Origin of the sequence: Microbulbifer flavimaris, assembly GCF_001641755.2 — a bacterium.
In the GTDB taxonomy this organism is placed as follows: Bacteria; Pseudomonadota; Gammaproteobacteria; order Pseudomonadales; family Cellvibrionaceae; genus Microbulbifer; species Microbulbifer flavimaris.
The window spans coordinates 712,048-733,176 of sequence record NZ_LRFG02000001.1 but is presented as its reverse complement, the minus strand read 5'-3'; the positions used below and the strand labels follow the sequence as shown (position 1 = coordinate 733,176).

General features: G+C 59.2%; 15 protein-coding genes and 1 tRNA gene. 9 read left to right on the top strand and 7 right to left on the bottom strand.

Annotated elements, in window-relative coordinates; all coding sequences use genetic code 11:
- Positions 1-5: 5 nt before the first annotated feature.
- The 3 genes from plsX to AWR36_RS03265 form a co-directional block, all read right to left on the bottom strand.
- Positions 6-992, bottom strand: coding sequence for a phosphate acyltransferase PlsX (plsX, locus tag AWR36_RS03275; protein ID WP_255353968.1), 987 nt, complete (start codon positions 990-992; stop codon positions 6-8).
- A gap of 27 nt (positions 993-1,019) precedes the next feature.
- Positions 1,020-1,211, bottom strand: a complete 192-nt coding sequence (gene rpmF / locus AWR36_RS03270; protein ID WP_067080852.1) for a 50S ribosomal protein L32 — start codon at positions 1,209-1,211, stop codon at positions 1,020-1,022.
- A gap of 73 nt (positions 1,212-1,284) precedes the next feature.
- Entirely contained in the window at positions 1,285-1,836 is a 552-nt protein-coding gene (locus AWR36_RS03265) for a YceD family protein (RefSeq protein ID WP_067080849.1), read from the bottom strand.
- Positions 1,837-2,034: 198 nt separating this feature from the next.
- Here AWR36_RS03265 and AWR36_RS03260 point away from each other — a divergent pair, with 198 nt between their 5' ends.
- Positions 2,035-2,625 carry a Maf family protein gene (locus AWR36_RS03260; RefSeq protein WP_067080846.1) on the top strand — a complete coding sequence of 197 codons (591 nt, stop codon included), beginning with the start codon at positions 2,035-2,037 and terminating at the stop codon, positions 2,623-2,625.
- A 24-nt stretch (positions 2,626-2,649) separates the two neighbouring features.
- On the opposite strand, the gene AWR36_RS03255 is transcribed toward AWR36_RS03260, so the two are convergent.
- A complete protein-coding gene (locus AWR36_RS03255; RefSeq protein WP_067080842.1) occupies positions 2,650-3,294 on the bottom strand; it encodes an HAD-IA family hydrolase in 645 nt (214 codons plus the stop codon).
- A gap of 67 nt (positions 3,295-3,361) precedes the next feature.
- On the bottom strand, positions 3,362-4,384 hold the full coding sequence (gene rluC, locus AWR36_RS03250) for a 23S rRNA pseudouridine(955/2504/2580) synthase RluC (RefSeq protein WP_082679353.1): 1,023 nt from the start codon (positions 4,382-4,384) through the stop codon (positions 3,362-3,364).
- 744 nt (positions 4,385-5,128) lie between these two features.
- Between rluC and rne the strand changes: the two genes are divergently transcribed.
- From rne to betA, 5 genes are all read left to right on the top strand, one after another.
- Positions 5,129-8,173: a ribonuclease E gene (gene rne, locus AWR36_RS03245; protein ID WP_067080839.1), complete on the top strand. Its 3,045-nt coding sequence runs from the start codon at positions 5,129-5,131 to the stop codon at positions 8,171-8,173.
- Between the two features lie 118 nt (positions 8,174-8,291).
- Positions 8,292-8,379, top strand: a tRNA-Ser gene (locus AWR36_RS03240).
- A 523-nt stretch (positions 8,380-8,902) separates the two neighbouring features.
- Positions 8,903-9,943 (top strand): DUF1214 domain-containing protein, encoded by a 1,041-nt coding sequence (locus AWR36_RS03235; protein ID WP_067104448.1) that lies wholly within the window; start codon positions 8,903-8,905, stop codon positions 9,941-9,943.
- 266 nt (positions 9,944-10,209) lie between these two features.
- Positions 10,210-12,276 (top strand): choline BCCT transporter BetT, encoded by a 2,067-nt coding sequence (betT, locus tag AWR36_RS03230; RefSeq protein WP_067080833.1) that lies wholly within the window; start codon positions 10,210-10,212, stop codon positions 12,274-12,276.
- A gap of 9 nt (positions 12,277-12,285) precedes the next feature.
- Positions 12,286-13,983, top strand: a complete 1,698-nt coding sequence (gene betA, locus AWR36_RS03225) for a choline dehydrogenase (protein ID WP_067080829.1) — start codon at positions 12,286-12,288, stop codon at positions 13,981-13,983.
- A gap of 162 nt (positions 13,984-14,145) precedes the next feature.
- Here betA and betB read toward each other — a convergent pair whose 3' ends face one another.
- Positions 14,146-15,609, bottom strand: a complete 1,464-nt coding sequence (betB, locus tag AWR36_RS03220; RefSeq protein ID WP_082679352.1) for a betaine-aldehyde dehydrogenase — start codon at positions 15,607-15,609, stop codon at positions 14,146-14,148.
- Positions 15,610-15,707: 98 nt separating this feature from the next.
- A complete protein-coding gene (locus AWR36_RS03215; RefSeq protein WP_176491087.1) occupies positions 15,708-16,481 on the bottom strand; it encodes a TorF family putative porin in 774 nt (257 codons plus the stop codon).
- A 455-nt stretch (positions 16,482-16,936) separates the two neighbouring features.
- On the opposite strand from AWR36_RS03215, the gene AWR36_RS03210 reads away from it, so the two are divergent.
- The 3 genes from AWR36_RS03210 to AWR36_RS03200 are packed head-to-tail and all read left to right on the top strand — an operon-like array spanning position 16,937 to position 21,128.
- Positions 16,937-17,605: a TVP38/TMEM64 family protein gene (locus tag AWR36_RS03210; RefSeq protein WP_231745225.1), complete on the top strand. Its 669-nt coding sequence runs from the start codon at positions 16,937-16,939 to the stop codon at positions 17,603-17,605.
- Positions 17,605-19,851, top strand: a complete 2,247-nt coding sequence (locus AWR36_RS03205) for a glucosidase family protein (RefSeq protein ID WP_067080819.1) — start codon at positions 17,605-17,607, stop codon at positions 19,849-19,851. Before AWR36_RS03210 ends, AWR36_RS03205 begins: the two co-directional genes overlap by 1 nt.
- Entirely contained in the window at positions 19,848-21,128 is a 1,281-nt protein-coding gene (locus AWR36_RS03200; protein ID WP_067080815.1) for a glycosyltransferase, read from the top strand. The genes AWR36_RS03205 and AWR36_RS03200 overlap by 4 nt, the downstream gene beginning before the upstream one ends.
- Position 21,129 lies beyond the last annotated feature (1 nt).

Sequence of the window (21,129 nt, the reverse complement as noted above, 5' to 3'; positions counted from 1 at the left end):
CCGAGTCAGGTTGCGAGGGCCCGACTCAGTCGACTGGCCAGATCTGCCTCGGCAACCTCTTTGGCGGTAATCAGTGCCCGGAAAAACGCCTCACTACTGGCGCCCCCGTGGCTCTTGATCACGTTACCTCTGACCCCCAAAAAGCTGGCGCCATTATAGCGGGCGGGTTCTACCTGTGTACGCCATTTTCGCAACAGTTTTATGGCCAATTGGCCAAAAAACCGCTTGAATAGACTCTTGCGCTCGATGGTGAACGCCTTTTGACCCATGAGTCTGATGACACCCTCTGCGGATTTCATGGCTACATTGCCCATCAAACCGTCACAGACGACGACATCCGCCACACCGGTAAAAATATCGTGGCCCTCGACGAAACCGAAGTAGTCGATGCCGGGCTCCGACTCGAAGAGCTCAGCGGCGCGCCGAATCTCTTCTGTGCCCTTGTGCGCCTCAGCGCCGATATTCAGCAGAGCGACCCTCAGCTGGCGTTTGCCGGTATGGACTTTCTGCGCCTCGATACCCATTCGCGCGAACTGGACGAGGTCTTCAGCAGAGCAGTCGATATTTGCGCCCAGGTCGAGAAGAAAGCAGGAACCGGATTCCGCCGGCAGAGACTTGCCCAGCGCGGGGCGCCGCACACCCTCAATCGTGCCCAGAAGGCTACGGCTGAGCGCCAGAAGTGCCCCGGTATTGCCCGAGGTCACCATGGCATCGGCCTCTTCACTGGCAACCGCCTGGAGCGCGCACGCCATAGAGGAGTCGCGTTTTCTGCGGAGAGCATGCACGGGGTTGCACTGCTGGGTTACGACCTGCTCGCAGGGCACAACTTCCAGCCGGTCGGCTATAGAGGAGAAATGGAATTCTTGGAGAAGGTCCTGAAGCTGAGATGAGGGACCGTAGAGCTTCAGCGCCGCCTCAGGGAATCGCTGAAGAAATCTTATGCAGGCCGGAACGACAGAGCGGGGACCTAAGTCCCCGCCCATCGCATCCACGGCCAATCGTAATTGGCTGGACAAACTTTACTCTTCTTCAGAGCCGCCGACATCGATCACCTTGCGACCACGGTAAAAACCGTCTTTGGTCACGTGGTGACGACGATGCTTTTCGCCGGTGGTCGGATCGACGGACAGAGTCGCACCTGCGCCCAGAGCATCGTGGGAACGACGCATACCGCGACGGGAACGAGTCTTTTTGTTTTGCTGAACAGCCATGGCTTGCTCCTAAAATAACCAAATTACACTGGAACCGGGGCGCCTACCGGCGAGCCCAACCCGTCGGCAACCACTAGGATTTATCCGACGAACCCTTCAACTGTTCCAGCACTTTAAAGGGGTTTTCCCGCTGCTCTTCCTCCCCCTGGGGCTCATCTCCGAACTGGAACTTGTCCCGGGGGACACACTCCTCTTCGTGATAGGCCACCATGGGCAGGTTGAGCAAAATCTCATCTTCGAGGACCTGATACAGGTTGAGCTCATCGCCCTCCTGAATCACAGGGTCCAGGTCCTTGGGCAGTAACTTGCCCTGCTCCTCAGACCAAACTATTCCCCAGTGCACTTTCGCCTCGACGGACTCAGGCATTGGTTGCAGGCAGCGCTGACAGAGCAGCTGCACGTCACAGCTTACCTTGCCCTCGACCACCATATGCCGGTTCAGGTCGCGACCAAAAACCAGCTCCGCATGCACGTCTCCGTCAACTGACTCTACCGTCGAACGCAGCCTTTCCAGGCCGTCGACAGGCACGATGCCAGAGAGCTCCTGATCCCGCTGTACCAGTTTGCGCGCATCCACGATCCTGGGGATCGCGGCGGACGCCTGCTGCTTTGTACTTCCAGCCATTCTCAGAGCCTCCCTGAACACCTGCGGCAAGGGCCCCTCTGAGCGGCCGGCGGCACCTTTGAGCGCAGCGCGAACACTGGGGGTATCGACACAAGCGCGCAATTCTATGGACTCGCCATACCCTTGTCAAAACAATTCAACCGCCGCTACATTGACCGCCACACGGCGCCATCTGGGCGGCCAACACAGGAGAAAACCATGCCCCGCTCCATGATTCTAGCTTCCAGCTCACCTTACCGCCGGCAGCTGCTGGAACAGCTCGGCCTGCCGTTCCAGTGTGCTGCCCCACATATAAAGGAAGAAGCATTGCCCGGTGAGGGAGCCGAGGCACTTGCCCGGCGCCTGGCAGCAGAAAAAGCCACAGCCCTGGGCGCCCGCTTTCCGGACGCCCTTATCATAGGCTCCGACCAGGTTGCCGAGCTCGACGGTCGCCCCCAGGGCAAGCCGGGGAACCTGGAGAACGCCATCAGGCAGCTCCAGGCATGCAGCGGCAGGAAGGTGAATTTCCATACCGGGATCAGCGTGCTGGATACCACCAGCGGCAGGCAGCACACGGAAGTCGAGAAATTCACCGTTTACTTTCGAGATCTGCCAGAACAGCAGATTCTCAACTATCTGGAGCGCGAACAGCCCTTCGACTGCGCAGGCTCATTCAAAGTGGAAGGATTGGGCATCGCTCTTTTCGAAAAAATGGAAGGTTCTGACTACAACTCCCTGATTGGCCTTCCATTAATTCGACTGGTCACCCTGCTGACTGAATTTGGCCTCAACCCCCTCGATACTCATTGAGCCGCCAACAGGATGCGCGGGGCGTCAGGGCACCAGCGGCGGCCAGCTCAACAGTTCTGAAAAGTGATCGATAATGGCACGGGGCCCGCAGGCCTGCAGCCGCTCAGGGTGATGCACACCGTAACTGACACCAATGGAGGCCATATCCAGGGCGCCGGCCATCTGCAGGTCGTATACCGTGTCCCCCACCATCACCGCTTCCTGCACCGGAATGCCGGTTTCCTGCAGAAGCTCCCGCAGCATGCGGGGGTGCGGCTTGGATGCGGTTTCATCGGCACAGCGACTGGCCTCAAACAGCGCCCCCAACCCGTGGTCCTCGAACTCTCGATTGAGTCCCCGCCGACTCTTGCCTGTCGCAACCGCAAGCCGATGCCCATCGCTCTGCAACCTGTCCAGGGTGTCCAGCACCCCATCGAATAGAGGAAGCGGGTCGCTCCGCGCGGCCATCCATTCGTCGGCGTAAAACTGACGCATCTGCTCCCGCTGCTCCATGGACGCCTCGGGGAACAGGGTGCTGACCGCCTCGGGCAGCCCAAGGCCAATGATATTGCCCACCACTTCCGGGTGCAGCACCGGCAGCCCAGCTCGATCTGCAGCCCGCTGCATGCAGGCAACAATGCGAGCCTCCGAATTACAGACAGTGCCGTCCCAGTCCAGAATTACCAACATCCAGTTCGCCCTATCGTGCTTTCCCAGTTCACCACAAGCTCACCACAATGGCCGCCCAGCGCCCTTGTCACCCGGAGGTGCGGACATCGCCACCTGCGCGCAGCGCCGATACCACGGACTCCAGCTCCGCCGAAAGCGGCGCCTCGACCCTGACTTTCTGCCCTCCGGGAAGGGTGCAGCCCACGACCGCAGAATGAAGAAACAGGCGCTTCAGGCCCACACCCCGGAAAGCCCGGTTAACCTCGTCCGAGGTGTATTTTGCATCCCCGGCGAGCGGGCAACCCACAAATTGCGCATGCACACGGATCTGGTGAGTACGCCCGGTAACGGGCTCAGCCGCCAGCAGTGTGGCCCCGGCGAAACGCTCCAGAACCTGAAAACGGGTTTCACTGGGCTTCCCTTCCGGGTGCACTGAAACCATGCGCTCACCACTTTTCAGCGTATTCTTCTTCAGCGGCGCCTCAACCACCTTACGCCCCCGCGGCCACTTCCCCGCCGCCAGCGCCAGATAGGACTTTTCCATGCGCCCCGCCCTCAGCTCCGCCTGCACATGCTTCAACACGGCACGCTTGCGAGCCACCATAATTGCCCCGCTGGTATCCCTGTCGAGGCGGTGCACCAGCTCAATAAACGGACTGGCCGGGAACATCTGCCGCAGCACCTCGATGAGCCCAAGCCTCACGCCGCTGCCACCATGTACCGCGAGCCCCGCTGGCTTGTTGATCACCAGCAGTCCAGCCTCATCATAGAGTATGGATTCTTCCACCAGCTGGCGCAGCTGGTCTCCCACCACCGGGGCAGGAGCCTGCTCTGCTGTGCGAACTGGGGGTACGCGCACAACATCCCCGGCCTGCAGCTTGTATTCCGCCTTGATGCGGCCCTTGTTCACCCGCACCTCGCCCTTGCGGAGGATCCGGTAGATGCGCGAGCGCGGCACGCCTTTGAGTCGCGCCTGCAGGAAATTGTCGATCCGCTGGCCGGCCAGCTCTTCGGGAACGGTCAGGAACTGAACGCCGGAGGTGGCTGCATCTGGGCGGGTGGTGGGTTCGCCGGCTTTGGGGGCTCGGGCGGAGGGGTGTTTACTTCGCATCGGCGAATGATACCGGCAGCAGCCACCCAATTGAAGCATTCCCGACCCCGTGCTATATTCGGCCGGCCTGAATTGGGCTGGTTTTCGGCGATGTGCGGCACTTTGATGTAGCCACAGGCATCGCTCCAGAGAAAATACCGCCAATCGGCCGGTGCGTGCCAACAGCACGTCATCAACAAAACTCTGCCGGCCAGGTCGCTCCCCTGACAAGATTTTGGAGCACCTCGCTGGCCAAAAGGTCCCGCCACCGGCGGGTAATTATGCGAAGGTAAGACGGGCTGAAGCCCGCAGCGCTTGAATAAAGACTCAATCAGTTACGTCCCGCTCTGTCGACAGATGCCAGCGACCGCACTGGCAACCGGAAAGCATCGGTAACCCGGCTTCCGGAGACACAAAATACAGGACCAGAGGGCCCGGCCAAAAGCCAGCCGGAACAGAGCCTCGAAAGACGTAAACCTCGCCGCCCGCATTATCGAGACCGAGGGGCGGCGCCCGGGAGTACCGCCTCCAAGAGGCATGAGCGAAACCGGGTAGTACTGACATAGGGTGCTAAAGGTACCAACGGGCGTGGCGATAGCGTGCGCGCCCGGAGTTTAAGCAGTGAGACTGCCCAAATTTCCGTCTGCCGATGGCAGAACCCGGAAAACGGCGATCCCCTGCCCGCCCCACGCCTGTGCGCGGGGCTACAAAGAGCCTGCGAACTTCAGTGTCTTCCTTTGCTCAATGCAAGGACTAACGACACGCATGAAGAGAATGCTGATCAACGCAACTCAACCAGAAGAGTTGCGTGTTGCCCTGGTCGATGGCCAGTGGCTGTATGACCTGGACATCGAAAACCGCACCCGCCAGCAGAAAAAGGCCAACATTTACAAGGGTAAGATTACCCGCGTAGAGCCCTCTCTCGAGGCCGCCTTCGTCGATTACGGTGAAGAGCGCCACGGCTTCCTGCCGCTCAAAGAAATTTCCCGCGAGTACTTCCTGAAGCAACCCAAGGACATCGAGGGTCGCGTCAAGATCAAAGACGTGGTTAAGGAAGGCATGGAAGTCATTGTCCAGGTGGACAAGGAAGAGCGTGGCAACAAGGGCGCCGCCCTCACCACCTTTATCAGCCTTGCCGGCCGCTACCTGGTGCTGATGCCCAACAATCCGCGTGCCGGCGGCATCTCCCGGCGCATCGAAGGCGACGAGCGCTCCGATCTGCGCGATGCACTTTCCGAGGTCGAAGTACCGTCCGGCATGGGCATCATCGTGCGGACCGCGGGTGTCGGCCGTAGCGGCGAAGAGCTGCAGTGGGACCTCAACTACCTTCTGCAACTCTGGGACGCGATCAAGCAGGAAGCCGATACCACCAAAGCTCCCCATTTCCTGTTCCAGGAAAGCAACGTCATCATTCGCGCCATCCGCGACTACATGCGCGACGATATCGGCGAAGTCATTGTTGACGACAAGGGCGCCTACCAGCTGGCCGCGGAGTTCGCCCGCCAGGTAATGCCGCAGTACGCCAGCAAAGTGAAGTACTACGAAGACGCCATCCCCCTCTTCAATCGCTACCAGATCGAGAGCCAGATCGAGACCGCCTTCGAGCGTGAAGTGAAGCTGCCCTCCGGCGGCTCCATCGTAATCGATGTGACCGAAGCCCTGGTCTCCATCGATATCAACTCCTCTCGTGCCACCAAAGGCGGCGATATCGAGGAAACGGCCCGCAACATCAACCTGGAAGCGGCTGACGAGATCGCCCGCCAGCTGCGCCTGCGGGACATGGGTGGCCTGGTGGTCATCGATTTTATCGACATGCAGAACAAGTCCAACCAGCGCGAAGTGGAAAAGCGCATGGACAAGGCACTGAGCATGGACCGCGCCCGCGTCCAGATCGGCCGCATCTCGCGCTTCGGCCTGCTGGAGATGTCCCGTCAGCGCCTGCGCCCGTCTCTGGGCGAAACCACTTTCCGTGTCTGCCCCCGCTGCAGCGGCCAGGGCACCATCCGCGGCACCAAATCTCTGGCCCTGTCCATTCTGCGACTGGTCGAGGAAGAGGCGAAGAAAGAGCGCAGTGCTGAAATTCGCGCTATCTGCCCGGTAAACGTTGCCACCTACCTGCTCAACGAGAAGCGCGGCGCAATCTCCCAGATCGAGTCCCGCAACAAGACCCGCGTGGTCGTGGTTCCCAACGCCGAGCTGGAAACCCCGCACTTCGAAGTGCAGCGACTCCGCGACGATGACGCGACAACCCTGGAAACCTCTTACAAGATTTCCGGGACGCTCGAGGAAGCCGCCAAGGCGGAAGAGGAGCCACTGCGTCCGGTAGCCCAGCCAGCGGTACAGCAGATCGCACATACCGCGCCGGCACCGACTCCGGTCGAGAAGCCGAAAAAACAAAAGAAGCCAAAGGAAGAGAAAAAGGCAGAGCCCGGCCTGTTACAGCGTCTGCTGACGGCCATTGCGTCCCTGTTCTCAACCGAGGAAGACACCACCAAGAAACACAAGAAGTCCAAGGGCCGCGGTAAGAACTACCAGCAGCAGCGCAACCGCAATCAGCGCCGTGGTGGCGGCCGAGGTAATCGTGGCTCTCGCCGTCGCGCAGAGGGTCGCGGTGAAGGGCGAGCTGAAGGTCGCGAGGAAGGCGAGAAGCGTGAACAGTCCCGTGAGGATAAGCGCGCGGACAAGCGTGACGAGCGCAAGGAAGACAAACGCGAAGAGTCCAAGGAAACCAGCGCCGAGCGCCCGCAGGGCCAGCGCCGTCGCCGCCGCCGTCGCGGTGGTGAGGGCCGTCGTCGTCGCGAGGAGCAGCAGACGACCACGACCGAAACGGTAGAAACCAAAGCCGAAGAAGTCGTGCAGGAGAAGGCAGAGACTTCAGACGAGCAACGCCCGGCACGCCGCCCCAGCAATGTTCGCGGCCGTCCACAACCTCGCCGTCGTGGCCGTCGCGGTGGCAACGCCGCTGCCGCCGCTGTCGCCCAGAGCCAGGAAGAGCTGGAGCGCGAAGTGAACGAGGCGATTGACGAGGCTGAAGGCGAAGCAAAGATCTCCGCCGACAAGCAGCGCTCGCGGGGTGACAGCGAACAGCCCGCCGAGACCAAAAAGCCTGCCGAGGCGAAAAAGCGCCCCCAGGAATCTGGCAAGGCCCCTGCTCAGGAGTCCGAAAAGAAGGAAGCGGTTGCCAAAGAGCAGCAGCCCAAAGCCCCCAAGGCAGAGCCTGAAGGTGCGAAGGCAGAAGCCGCTACCGCGGAGCAACCGGAGGCCAAGCCTGCCCAAAGCCCCGCGCCCGAGGTCGCTACCACAGCCGAGACCGAAGCACCTTCTGCCCAGGAAGAGACTCCGGTGAAGGCCACTGGAAGCGAGCCCGAGCTGAAGGAAACCGCAACCGCAGAAAGTCCTGTCGAGGAGGTTCCCACCCCCGAGGCAGCAAGCGAGGAGCAGGCTGCAGCAGAACCTCACGAAACCGGCGCAGCAACGCTGGACTACGCCACCGCCGAAGCCGAGGAGTTTGCACTGGACGTCGCCGCCGAGGAGGCCCTCCCCGCCACCAGTGAGGAGTCGGTCGAAACCGCCGGTGCAGCAGTTGCAACACGGGCCAGTAACGACCCCCGCGTCAATCCGAAACCGCTGCAGGAGTTCGCGATCGTCACGGAACACCGTGATCTCGGCGAACTGCGACCGCTGGATACCGCACAGCCCGCGAATATCCAGCACCAGCCGCGCCAACTGAAGCGTCCTGCCAACGACCCGCGCCTCGCGCGCCAGGCTGAGCAGGCCAACGACAGCGCCAGTGACGTCGAGGCGGGTTAACGCCTGAGGGTTAGCCGTCATTTTGTTCAAAAATGCGGCTAACTTATTGAACTACCTAAAAAAATCCCCGACGCACTTGTACCGGTCACAACGACCGGTATAATGCGCCGGACAAATTGGTGGGGTGGCTGAGTGGTCGAAAGCGGCGGTCTTGAAAACCGTTGACTGTAACAGGTCCCAGGGTTCGAATCCCTGCCCCACCGCCATATAAAGAAACCCGGCTCCTGCCGGGTTTTTTTGTATGGTGCCGGGGTAGATTTGGATGAGAGCCCACGTTCGACTCGGAGGGCGCCAGCCCGGAGAGCCGCGAGTGCAGCGAAGCGCATCCCTGCCCCACCGCCATATAAAGAAACCCGGCTCCTGCCGGGTTTTTTTGTATGGTGCCGGGGTAGATTTGGATGAGAACCCCGTTCGAGCCGACCAATTTGCAAAGGAAATTGGGACGCCGGAGTATACAACGGTGGGCCGGAGGCCCGAGTGCCCTGCACGAGTCCAGCGGGCGCAGCCCGCGGAGACCAGCGAGCGCAGGAAGCTACCCGGAGGGCGCCAGCCCGGAGAGCCGCGAGCGCAGCGAAGCGCATCCCTGCCCCAAGACAAACCGGAATAGCGCCGACCCGTCATTCCCCCCAGACCCGAGGGCACCACAGCCCAGGCACTCACAGCCAGCGGTTGAACCACCTCTTTTACTACAATGCTGACGAACACCCAGTGCCACGGGGATCACACAACATGAAAGCAAGACTCAGGCCTGATATCGCCTTGGCGGCGCTACTATGCGTCTCGCTTCCCTTATCGGGAATGGCCTCCGAAGGTGAAGTTTCCGGTGACCAGGTCAGTGTCGACATTGCCAACTATGTGCGCGCTGAATCCGACCATATGGTGCGCCAGAACATGAAAGCCGGAACCAGGTTCGGCGAATTCACACACCTGCGTGAGCCCACGACCCCGGATAACCAACCGGTCATCCGCATGAACCAGGACACGCTTTACTCAACCACGGTCCTGGACCTCTCCAAGCCCGTTGAAATTACCCTGCCGGAGGTCGGTGACCGCTACATGTCCCTGCACGTGGTCAACCAGGACCACTACATGTTCATGAAGTCAGAGCCGGGGACCTATAAGCTGACCAGGGATGAGGTAGGCACCCGTTTCGCTCTGGTAACAGTCCGTACCTTTTATGACGCCAGCAAGCCCGATGACCTGGCAAAAGCCCACGCTGCACAGGATCGACTGGTCTTGAGTGGCGGTGGCAAGGGTCCTTTCGAGGCGCCCAACTGGGACCACGAGGATCTCAAGGTCGCGCGCCAGGCGCTGAACAACCTTGCCACTCTGGGCTACGAATCGACTTATGCATATGGCGCCAGGGATGAGGTGCGCCCCATCGATCACCTGGTGGGTACAGCCGCAGGCTGGGGCGGCCTGCCGCGCACTGCCGCCTATTATGAAGTGGGTAGCGTAGAAGCCAATGACGGCAAGACCCCCTATTCTGTGACGGTCAAGAATGTTCCGGTGGACGCCTTCTGGTCCATCACTGTCTATAACGCCGACGGCTACCTCGAGGCCAATGAGGTCGGCCGCAACAGTTTCAACAATTTCTCTGCCACCCCGAACGACGACGGTTCCATCACCATAAATTTCGGAGGTGATCCCGACAGCATTAACCACCTGCCGATCACTGATGGGTGGAACTATGCGGTTCGCATGTATCAACCGCGGAAGGAGATATTAGAGGGCACGTGGAAATTTCCTGAATTAGAGCCCGTAAAATAGCCAAGGCGCGCCTCCCTACTCGGCTTCCCTGACTCCTCTGCCGAGTCTTCCGCGCCGACCCATTCGCCCGATGCCCAGGAGAATTCTGACCTAAAGGTGGTCCCTGGGACAGAACGATTCCGGATTTCCAACCCCGCCCGAGCACACCAGAGTTGTTCCAAACGTCTATACCTTTTATCTGAGGCAAATTTTACTGGCTACGGCTGCCCCGCACCGCCAGTGGGAACTGATTTTCCGCTGTCACTGACCAGGGACCACAGACTCTTATGCACAACCCCAAATCCTCATTTGAGACATCCAAGGCCACGCCTGAGGAGGCCAAGCTCAAGGCCGTGGTGTTCTACTCCTCGGTCGTTGGCATCGTGCTCTTCTCGCTCTGGGCCATGTTGTTCACCGACCAGGCCAGCGAAGTCATTTACGGTGTTCTGGCCTGGATATCCGGCAGCTTTGGCTGGTTTTACTTCCTGGCCATTGTCTCCTACCTGGTGTTTGTCATTTTCATTGCTGTCTCCAAGTACGGCGATATCAAGCTGGGGCCAGATCATGCCGAACCGGAATTCAATGTGGTGACCTGGGCCGCCATGTTGTTTGCCGCAGGTATCGGTATTGACCTGATCTTTTACTGCATCGTGGAGCCGGTCACCCAGTTCCTCGGGCCACCGGTTGGGGAAGGCGGTACCGAGGAGGCGGCACGCAACGCCATGGCCATCACTTATCTTCACTGGGGCCTGTCCGGCTGGGGTGTCTACAGCCTGGTGGGTATGGCGCTGGCATTTTTCAGCTACCGCTACGGCCTGCCACTGAATATCCGTTCCTCTCTCTATCCCCTGTTTGGCAAACGTATCGAAGGTCCCATTGGCAATTCGGTGGATATCGCCGCAGTGCTGGGTACCGTGTTTGGCGTGGCGACCAGCCTCGGCATCGGTATCATCCAGCTGAACTTCGGCCTCAAGTACATGTTCGGCATACCGGAGGGTACCGGCACCCAGGCGGTGCTGGCGGTCCTGATTGTGGTGTTTGCGGCAATTTCAGCCGCAACCGGGGTGGAACGCGGCATCCGACGGCTGTCAGAATTCAACATGCTGCTGGCGATCCTGCTGATGCTGTTCGTGCTCTTCAGTGGCCAGACACGGTTCTTGCTGGATGCCTTTGTCACCAATATGGGTGATTACATCCAGAACTTCGTACAGATGTCATTCAACACCTTTGCCTTCGACCCGCCCCAGGACTGGCTGAATGCCTGGACCATCTTCTTCTGGGCCTGGTGGATAGCCTGGGGCCCCTTTGTCGGCCTGTTCCTCGCACGGATTTCCCGCGGGCGCACCATCCGGGGCTTTGTTGCCGGCACCCTGATCCTGCCGTTCATGTTCATGGCGGCGTGGATGTCCATCATGGGTAACTCCGCGATCGACCTGGTGATGGGCGGAGCCGCTGAGTTTGGCGAGCAGGCGGTCGCCAAGCCGGGGTCAGCCATCTACCTGTTCCTGGAGAAACTGCCCTGGACCACGTTGACAACCATTGTGGTCACCATCCTTGCGATCGTGTTCTTTGTCACCTCGGGTGACTCCGGTTCCCTGGTGCTCTCCAACCTCACCAGCAAGCTGCATGACCCGAACCACGACGCGCCCCCCTGGATGCGCATCCTGTGGGCCGCCATCATCGGTATCGTCACTCTCGCGCTGTTGATGACCGGCGGCCTTGGGGCATTGCAGAGTGCCGTGGTAATCATGGGCCTGCCCTTTGCCTTCGTGCTGGTGCTGATGATGATCGGCCTCTACCGTGCCCTGCGGCTCGAAGGTCTCAAGGCCGCCAGTATGCAGGATGCCCTGTCGGGCCACCTTTCAGGCCGCACCATGTCGCCGGAAGGCAAGAGTAACTGGGCCCAGCGCCTGTCCCGTGCGATGAGCTTCCCCACTCACAAGCAGGTGGAGCAGTTCATAGAGGAAAGGGTTCGTCCCGCGCTGGAAGCGGTGAAGGAGGAGCTGGAAGGAAGGGGGCACCCTGTGCGCGTGCATGGCGGCAAAGGCGATGACCTGCACCTGGCACTGGATGTCAGCCTCGGCGAAGAGGTGGACTTCACATACGCGGTCTGGCCGCGTGAATGCGCGATGCCTGCGTTTACCGTGCGCGCCGAGAAGCCCCGCTCCAGTTATTACCGGCTGGAGCCACATCTGCGCCAAGGCGGCCTAACCTATGACCTGATGGGCTACACCAAGGAGCAGCTTATCGGGGATGTCGTCGACCACTTTGAGGCGCACATGCAGTACCTGCACATGAAGCGCGAGCTGGCCAACCGCACCCCTGGCGAAGAGGGCGAGCCGGGTGCAAGCTGAGGAAAGCCGATGACTGAAGAGCAGTTCGACCAGACGTTTGACTACATCGTTGTCGGTGCAGGCTCAGCCGGCTCGGTGCTGGCCAACCGCCTGACCGAAAACAAGGATCACAGCCTGCTGCTGCTGGAGTTCGGGGGTAAAGACAATTCCATTTTTATCCGGATGCCCTCTGCCTTTTCGATTCCGCTGAATATGCCGAAATACGACTGGGAGTTTTACACCGAGCCAGAGCCTGGTCTGCACGGAAGGAGGATTCATCAGGCAAGGGGTAAAGTCATCGGTGGCTCCTCCTCCATTAATGGTATGGCCTTTGTGCGCGGCTGTGCGGGTGATTTCGAGGAGTGGGCTGATCACGGGGCAAATGGCTGGGGCTACACCGACGTGTTGCCCTATTTTCGCCGGGCAGAAACCTGTGTCTACGGCGCCGACGACTATCGCGGCGGCAAAGGGCCGATCACAACCTGTAACGGCAACAATATGCAAAACCCGCTTTACCGGGCATTCATCGAAGCCGGCAAGCAAGCGGGTTACGGGTTCACAGAAGACTATAACGGATACCGCCAGGAAGGCTTTGGCAAGATGGATATGTCGGTGCGCGATGGCGTTCGCTGCTCCACCGCGCTCGCCTACCTGAAACCAGCCCTCCAGCGCAGTAACCTGACGCTAAAGATGCACGCGCTCACCACCAGAGTGATCATGGATGGCAAGCGCGCCGTCGGGGTCGAATATCGACAGGGTGGAAAGACATTCCGCGCGCGAGCGCAGCGTGAAGTTATTCTTTCTGCCAGCGCCTTCAACTCCCCCAAGCTGCTTATGCTGTCCGGGATCGGTCCAGCGGAACACCTGAAAGAACATGGGATCGAGGTTGTCCACGACCTGCCCGGGGTAGGACAGAACCTGCAAGACCACCTGGAAGTATGGGTGCAACAGGAATGCAAACAGAAAATCACACTCAACGGTTGGCTTGGGCCACTCGGTAAAGCCTGGATCGGGATCAACTGGCTACTTTTCAAGCGGGGCCTCGGGGCCACCAATCACTTCGAGTCCAATGGCTATATCCGCTCCCGCGCCGGGCTCAAGTGGCCCGACGTGCAATACCATTTTCTGGCCGGCGCTATTGCCTATGACGGCTCCAGTGCCGTCAAGGGGCATGGTTTTCAAGTTCACCTGGGTTGCAACAAACCACTCAGCCGGGGCTGGGTCAAACTCAAGTCTGCAGATCCGGCCCAGGCTCCGGAAATGGTTTTCAATTATTTTCATCGGGAAGAGGACAAGCAGGCATTTCGCTCGGCCCTTCACTTCACCCGCGAGATATTCGCCCAGGAAGCCATGGACCCCTATCGTGGGCGAGAGATTGCCCCGGGCCCGGATGTCCAGTCAGACGATGAAATTGACAACTGGCTCGCCGAGTCTTCAGAAACTGCTTACCATCCCGCAGGTAGCTGTCGGATGGGCACTGATGAAATGGCCGTGGTCGATCCGGAGTGCCGGGTACACGGTATTGAACAACTCCGCGTGATCGATTCCTCGATCATGCCGACGGTGACCAATGGCAACCTGAACGCTCCTACCATCATGATTGGTGAAAAAGGCGCTGATCATGTACTCGGCAAGGGATTGCTGCCGCCATCTGAAGCGGACAGCTATGCTGCCAAGTCATGGGAAGATCGCCAGAGAGAAGGTGAACCCCAACGACCGCTGAAATAGCCCTCTTGAAATAGGGCGATTTCAATAAGGCACTTTTACCAGGCGACCTGGGAACGAGCATTCACAGTCAGGAGCTGCCGGATGAAAACCTGGCACTTCGAGCCCGCCCCTGTAGCCCAGCAGCACAAGAGTATCGGGTAGGCACAAGAGAACCAGCTGAGGCTAGTAAGGGGCGTCTACATCGCCCTCAGCCACATAAACGGTCTTGAACTTGGCGTAATGCTCAAACGCCCGCCGGCTGTTCTCTTTGCCAATTCCCGACTGTTTGAAGCCGCCAAACGGCATCTCCACAGGCGTCAAATTGTAGGCATTGATCCAGACTATGCCGGCCTCGATGCCGGCCGCAACGCGGTGGGCGCGCTGGATATCGCTGGTAAACACCCCGCCAGCCAGTCCAAACTCCGTGCTGTTGGCCCGTTTCAGCACTTCCTCTTCGTCAGTAAAAGTGAGTATTGAGAGCACCGGGCCAAATATTTCCTCCTGCACGATGGTCATGTCATCGGTGAGGCCGTCAAAAATGGTCGGTTGCACGAAGTTGCCCTTTTCATAACCCGACACATCGGCCCGGCCTCCACCAACCAGTACCTTACCGCCCTCCTCTTTACCTTTTTCCATGTAGTCCAGGACACTCTGCATATGGTCCGCACTGATCATCGGGCCTACATCCGTGCTTGCATCGAGCGGATCACCAAGCTTCAGCTTTTTGGTCCTGGCTACCAACTTCTCAACAAAGGCACTCTTGATCTTTTCGTGAACAAATACCCGGGTGCTGTTGGTGCAAATCTGCCCCTGTGTGTAGAAGTTTCCGAGCATTGCCGCCCCGACGGCGTTATCGAGGTGCGCATCATCAAACACGATCAGCGGGGATTTTCCACCCAGCTCCAGGGTCACGGATTTGAGAGTGTCCGCTGCAGCTTTCATCACGACCTTTCCGGTCCCCACCTCCCCGGTCAGGGAGACTTTAGCGACTGCAGGATGCGTCGTGAGGGACTTCCCTGTCTCGGCAAAGCCCTGAACCACATTGAAGACACCGTCGGGCAAACCGACCTCTTTAAATAGCTCTGCAAGGCGCAGGGCGGACAGAGGGGTCAGTTCGGCGGGTTTGAACACCATGGCATTGCCTGCAGCCAGCGCCGGTGCGGCCTTCCAGGCGGCAATCTGCAGGGGGTAGTTCCAGGCACCGATACCGGCACAGATACCAAGCGGCTCCGGTCGCGTGTAGAAGAAACCACCCGGCACGTCCTGATACTCTCCCTGCAATGACGCCGCCTGTCCGCCGAAATATTCGAGACAGTCCGCCGCAGAACCCACATCCGCCTCCGGGGTCTCGGCCAGGGGCTTTCCTCCATCGAGGGACTCCAGCCGTGCCAGCTCATCACAGTGTTCCCTGAGCAGGTATGCCGTGCGCACCAGTATGCGACCCCGCTCAGCACCGGACATGCCTGCCCACTCAGCCTGCCCTTCACGTGCCGACTGGATCGCCCGTTCCACATCCTCCTTTCCGGCCAGGGCCACTCTGCAGATCACCGCACCGGAGGCGGGGTTGATCGATTCAAAATACTCCCCTCCCGCAGGCTCAACATACTTTCCATGTATCCATAACAGTCGATCATCCAGTTCCGACATGGGGCGTCTCCAGGGAATAGATTTTTTGGCGCCTTAAAAGGGGCTTTTACGGTATTGGTGTCTAATTGGTATCTAGAGGAGCTAAGCCGTCCAACACCTCAGAAGTTGCGGGTAATTCCGAGCACAAACTCTCCATCAGTGAGCTTACGGCTGGCCAGGAATGGGTCGACGCCGTCGGTGTCGTGCCAGCGCAGACCAATACTCCAGTCCTCAATGGCCCAGTCGATGCCCACATCCCAGTAGACGAAATCCAGGTAGTCGAAGGAGGAGTCAAAAGCCTGCTCACCGACTCTCAGGGAAGCCGATACATTTTTGGGGAACTGGTACGCCAATGTCACCTCGTAGGCAATTCCACTGACATCGTCGAGGAAGTCTTCGCCGAAGTAGTTTTCCGCATACCAGACACTGGGTGTGATGGAGAACTTGTCTTTGGTATAGGTGACGTAGACATAGATCTCCCCATAGTCGAGATCAAATGCGGATTTCGGATAGTTGTAGGACCAGTAGCCGATGTCGAAACTGAAGTCACTCTCGCCAAAGTTACCGGCAAAACCGATGTAAGGGTCTAGCTCCATGCTGTTGCCAGGCCCGCCAAAGTTGGTATTCGATGCCCAGAGCCCGGCATAGAATCCTACATCATGGGACCAATTGATATCCCCCTGCACCTGCGGCCCATCATTCGAATTGGAGATACTGCGAAACATGTAGTTTGAAGACAGCAGAACACTACCGCCAAAGGTGCCAAGGGAGTTCTCTACCTCAGGTTCCGGCTCTCCCGTAGCCTCCGCCCAGCAATGCAGCGGGAAGAAGAAGCCCAGGAACCACAGGCCCAACACAGACCAGGGGACACGTCTCGTTTTTAAATTCCACATAAACTCTTCCATGAATCATCATTGCAGCTGAACAAAGAAATTTTTCCTAAAGATTAGTTATATGTGACCCAAACTTATTTTCAATATTCCAGCACAGGCTGGCGCGACCTCCATTTGAGGGGCGGTTGAAACTTCCGGCCGAGAGCTCCAGCAAGCGATATTTTGTAACCGGACATGCCTAATCTTCGCTGCTCACTCCCACATCTCCCCGTCTCTCTCGTCGAGCGCACAGTAGTGAATACTTGTATGGGCACGGCCCGTACTGAGTTCGCTTGAAGAAAAAGCAGGGGCATGGCGCCGGTTCGATTTAGTCGCAAGCGTGGAGCTACCACCGAACGAGCTTGCAAGGCGTTGTCTAGTCTTTAACGTGAAAGGCTACAACCCACCCTCCGGAGTCATTCCAAAACGGCATAATGACGGCAAAGAATAGATATATATTGTTTCTTGCAGGCTGTGTGCTGATTGTGACACTCGCGATCGGGCTACTGTTGTATTTTGACCTGGACGACCAGTTAATCGAGCTATTGCAGTGGCTCGACAGCAAGGGGTGGCAAGCAAGCCTGCTGTTTATTCTGATCATGGCCCTGGCAGTTGTGGCACTCGCGCCCGGTGTCATCTTCACCATGGGCGCGGGATTTGTCTTTGGTGTGGTGAAAGGCACTTTGTTCGTTGTGATCGGTACGACCCTGGGGGCCACCCTTGCCTTCCTCATTGCGCGCTATCTGTTTGGTGAGCGTCCCTCACGATGGCTGATGTCCCATGTTCGGCCGCCAAACCTGGGAGAAGTCATGCGCAGGGAGGGCTGGCGCATGATCATGTTTACCCGTCTGGTGCCACTTTTTCCGTTCAAATTATCGAACTACTTTTTTGGACTGACGCCGGTGCGCCTCAAGGATTTCGTGATCGGTAATTTCTTCGGAATTATCCCATTAACGGTCAATAGTGTGTATGTAGGCTCCATTGCAGCCGATCTGGCGACCCTGGGACAGACTGGCGCGGAAAGGACACCCGTGCAGTGGGCACTGTATGGTTTGGGATTTGTGCTGGCAGTCATCGCCCTGATCGGTCTCACCCGCATGGCCCGCCGTGCGCTGGCAGAAAAAATTGAGGAAGAGGATCTCTGATGCCCTGGATGAAATGGCTCCCCTGGCGCTTCTTCGTTCGCAAGTTCGCCACCTCGCACGGATTCCTGGACCCGCTCTCCGTGATGGCAAGGATGCAGCAGTTCGCACAGCCCTCAGAGGTCGCGGAGCCCATCGAACTGCTGCGGGCTGGAGTCATCTTTCACGCCCGGGCATTGATGAACAGCAAGGTGATTCAGCACAACCTGGACTGGGTCTGGCCCTACTGGGTCGAGCGACAGTTCGACCCGGCGGATGAATCCTTTATTCCCCGGGCTTTCTCTATCACCCACTGCAACCTCAGTCACCGCAACTGGACCGCAGTGGGTGTGCCCGACTGTGAGGAAATGCCCATTGTCGATCCCCGCGGCCTGTTGACGCCCCATTACGATGGTTGGTCCATTGACGCCTGGCTCATGGGGAGTGACGGGCAAACCCTGATTCCCGCCAAGCTCAAAGACTGTGAACAGCGCCTGGATATTCGCGAGGACAATATCGCAGTGGTCACCGGCAGTACGCTCGGGGATCTTCAACTACAGCAGACCGTGCTCGTAGAGCGCGAATCCAGCGACAGTATTTGCCGCCTCAGTCTTAATGGGCAGTGCCCCACCGGGGGTTGGCTGGTCGTTTCGTTGCGCCCCTACAATCCGGAGGGGGTCAGCCTCCTGCACAAAGTCCGCCTGGGAGAAAATCGCCGGCAATGGCTGGTCGAGGACAAGTTTGCCGTGGAGTTTGACCGGGCGGTGGAGCATCACCTGGCATCGGATTACCGGCAGGGAGACATTTACCTGGATCTGGACAACGAGGGCGGCAGGACCCACGGCGAGTGTGAGGTGGGCATGGCCACGGCGGCAGCCATGTTCCGTGTTGAGCCCGGACAGCCGCTGGATATTTCAGTCAAGATTCCGCTCGGGGCGGGTCGCCATGAATCTCAATTACCGCCCAGCTGGCAGGAGAACCTGAAGGGCCACTGCCGCCTGCAGGTTCCCGACTCCAAACTGCAGTTTATGTATGATGCGGCGATCCGGACGCTGGTCCTCCACTCCCCAAAGGATGTCTATCCGGGCCCATATACCTACAAGCGTTTCTGGTTCCGGGATGCGGCCTTCATGATCCAGTCTCTATTGCACGCAGGGTTAGTGGAGCGTGCGGAGCGAGCACTGGACCAGTTCCCGAAAAGACAAAAGCGCGATGGTTTTTTCCACTCGCAGGATGGCGAGTGGGACTCCAATGGGGAGGCATTGTGGATCTTTGACCTGTTCTGCCAGCTCACCAACAAACCGCTCAAGAGTGCCTGGCAAGAACCGATGCTGCGGGGAGCGCGCTGGATAGACACTAAACGACTATCCAAGGATGGTTCTCGCTGTGGTGGTCTGTTGCCGGCGGGCTTCAGCGCCGAACACCTGGGCCCCAACGACTGTTATTACTGGGACGACTTCTGGGGCGTGGCCGGCCAGCGGGCAGCGGCGGCCATGTGTGACCGCGACGGCCTCGGTGATGAAAGCAAGACGTTCTCCGCCCAGGCTGACGATTTTCAGAAAACCATCGATGACAGTCTGGCCGGTTGTGCGGAGCGACTCGGTCGCCCAGCGATGCCCGCCTCCCCCAACCGACGGCTCGATGCCGGGGCGATCGGCTCCATCGCCGCGGGCTACCCGCTGCAGCTTTACCCGGAAAGGGATCCGCGACTGCTGGACCTGGCGGAATTTCTGATGGAGAAATGCTTCGTCAGCGGTGGCTTTTTCCAGGACATGATCCACTCCGGAATCAATGCCTATCTCACACTGCATATCGCGCAGGTCCTGCTCAGGGCCGGTGATGCGCGCTGTGTCGAGCTGATGCGCAACGTCGCCCGGTTGGCCTCCCCCACTGGTCAGTGGCCGGAGGCGATTCATCCGCACTCCTTTGGCGGCTGCATGGGTGACGGCCAGCACGCCTGGGCAGCGGCGGAATGGGTAGCCATGCAGAGAAACTGCTTCGTCCGGGAAGAGGGAGACCTGTTGGTACTGGCCGGGGGTTTACCGGTCGAATGGCTGGCAGATACCGCCGCAGAAAAGCCAATTCGCTTCGGACCTGCGCTGACACGATTCGGCATCGTTTCAGTGGAGATTCATCCCGGCGACTCCCCCCGGGTGTCCTGGGAGGCAGACTGGTATCACGGTGAGCCATTGATAGCAGTCAGGGCCCTCGGATACGATGAGGTGGAGGTGCAGCACGGTCAGAACAGCGTGGAGCTCACAGCCCAGTGAACATCGTCATGCTCACCAATACCTACCTGCCCCACGTGGGTGGCGTTGCCCGTTCCGTGGCCGCCTTCAGCGCCGAATACCGCAGGCGTGGTCACCGGGTATTGGTAGTGGCACCGACTTTTGCCCACCTTGACCCAGTCGAAACAGATGTGCTGCGCATCCACGCCCTGCAGAACTTCAATGGCAGCGACTTTTCTGTCGCGTTGCCATTCTCCGGAGACCTGACCGAACAGCTTGATGCTTTCCGACCGGATATCGTGCACTCCCACCACCCGTTTCTCCTTGGTATGACCGCCCTGCGTATCGCCCGCTCGCGCGAACTGCCACTGGTCTTTACCCATCACACACTCTACGAGCGATACACCCATTACGTACCGGCGGACTCCCAGGCCCTGAAACGCTTTGTCATCGAGCTCGCGACCCGGTACGCCAATCTCTCCAGCCTTGTTTTTGCCCCGAGCCAGAGTATCGCCGAGCTGCTCCGCTCTCGCGGTGTAACCACACCCATCGCCGAGGTACCAACTGGTGTGGCGGCGGAGCAGTTCGAACCGGCCGACGGTCACGCAGCCCGACGGCAATACGGCATCCCGGAGGACGCTTTCCTGCTCGGGCATCTGGGCCGCCTGGCACCAGAAAAAAACCTGGAGTTTCTTGCCGGCGCGGCCGCGGAATTTATGCAGAAGGAGGGCAAGAGCCACTTCCTGCTGGTAGGTAGCGGGCCCAGTGCCAAGACCATCGAAAACCTTTTCCGCTCGCGAGGTCTCGCGAATCGGTTGCACATGCCGGGCACACTTCAAGGGGCGGCGCAGCGCGACGCGTACCGGGCAATGGACGCCTTCGTGTTCGCCTCCACCAGCGAGACCCAGGGCATGGTACTGACCGAGGCCATGGCTGCCGGCACACCGGTTATCGCACTGGATGCCAACGGCACCCGTGAAGTGGTCAAAGACCAGATCAATGGCTGCCTTGTCATGAATGAAAACATTCGCGAATTTGTGGATGCCATCAACTGGCTCTACCGGCAGTCCACTGCAGAGCAGGATGCCATCCGCAAGGCCGCCCTTGAGACCGCGGAGTCTTTTTCTATGGAGAATTGCGCCCAGCGCGCCCTCGACCTGTATCAGCCATTACTGAAGCAGGAATGGGTCATCGACGACTCCCTCTATGCCCAGTGGATGCGGTTGCGCAACCTGATCGGTGCGCAGTGGGACATCATCGAGGGCGTCACCAGCGCCGCGGGTGCAGCCTTCAACACCACGCAACCCCGGTCCTCCTGAT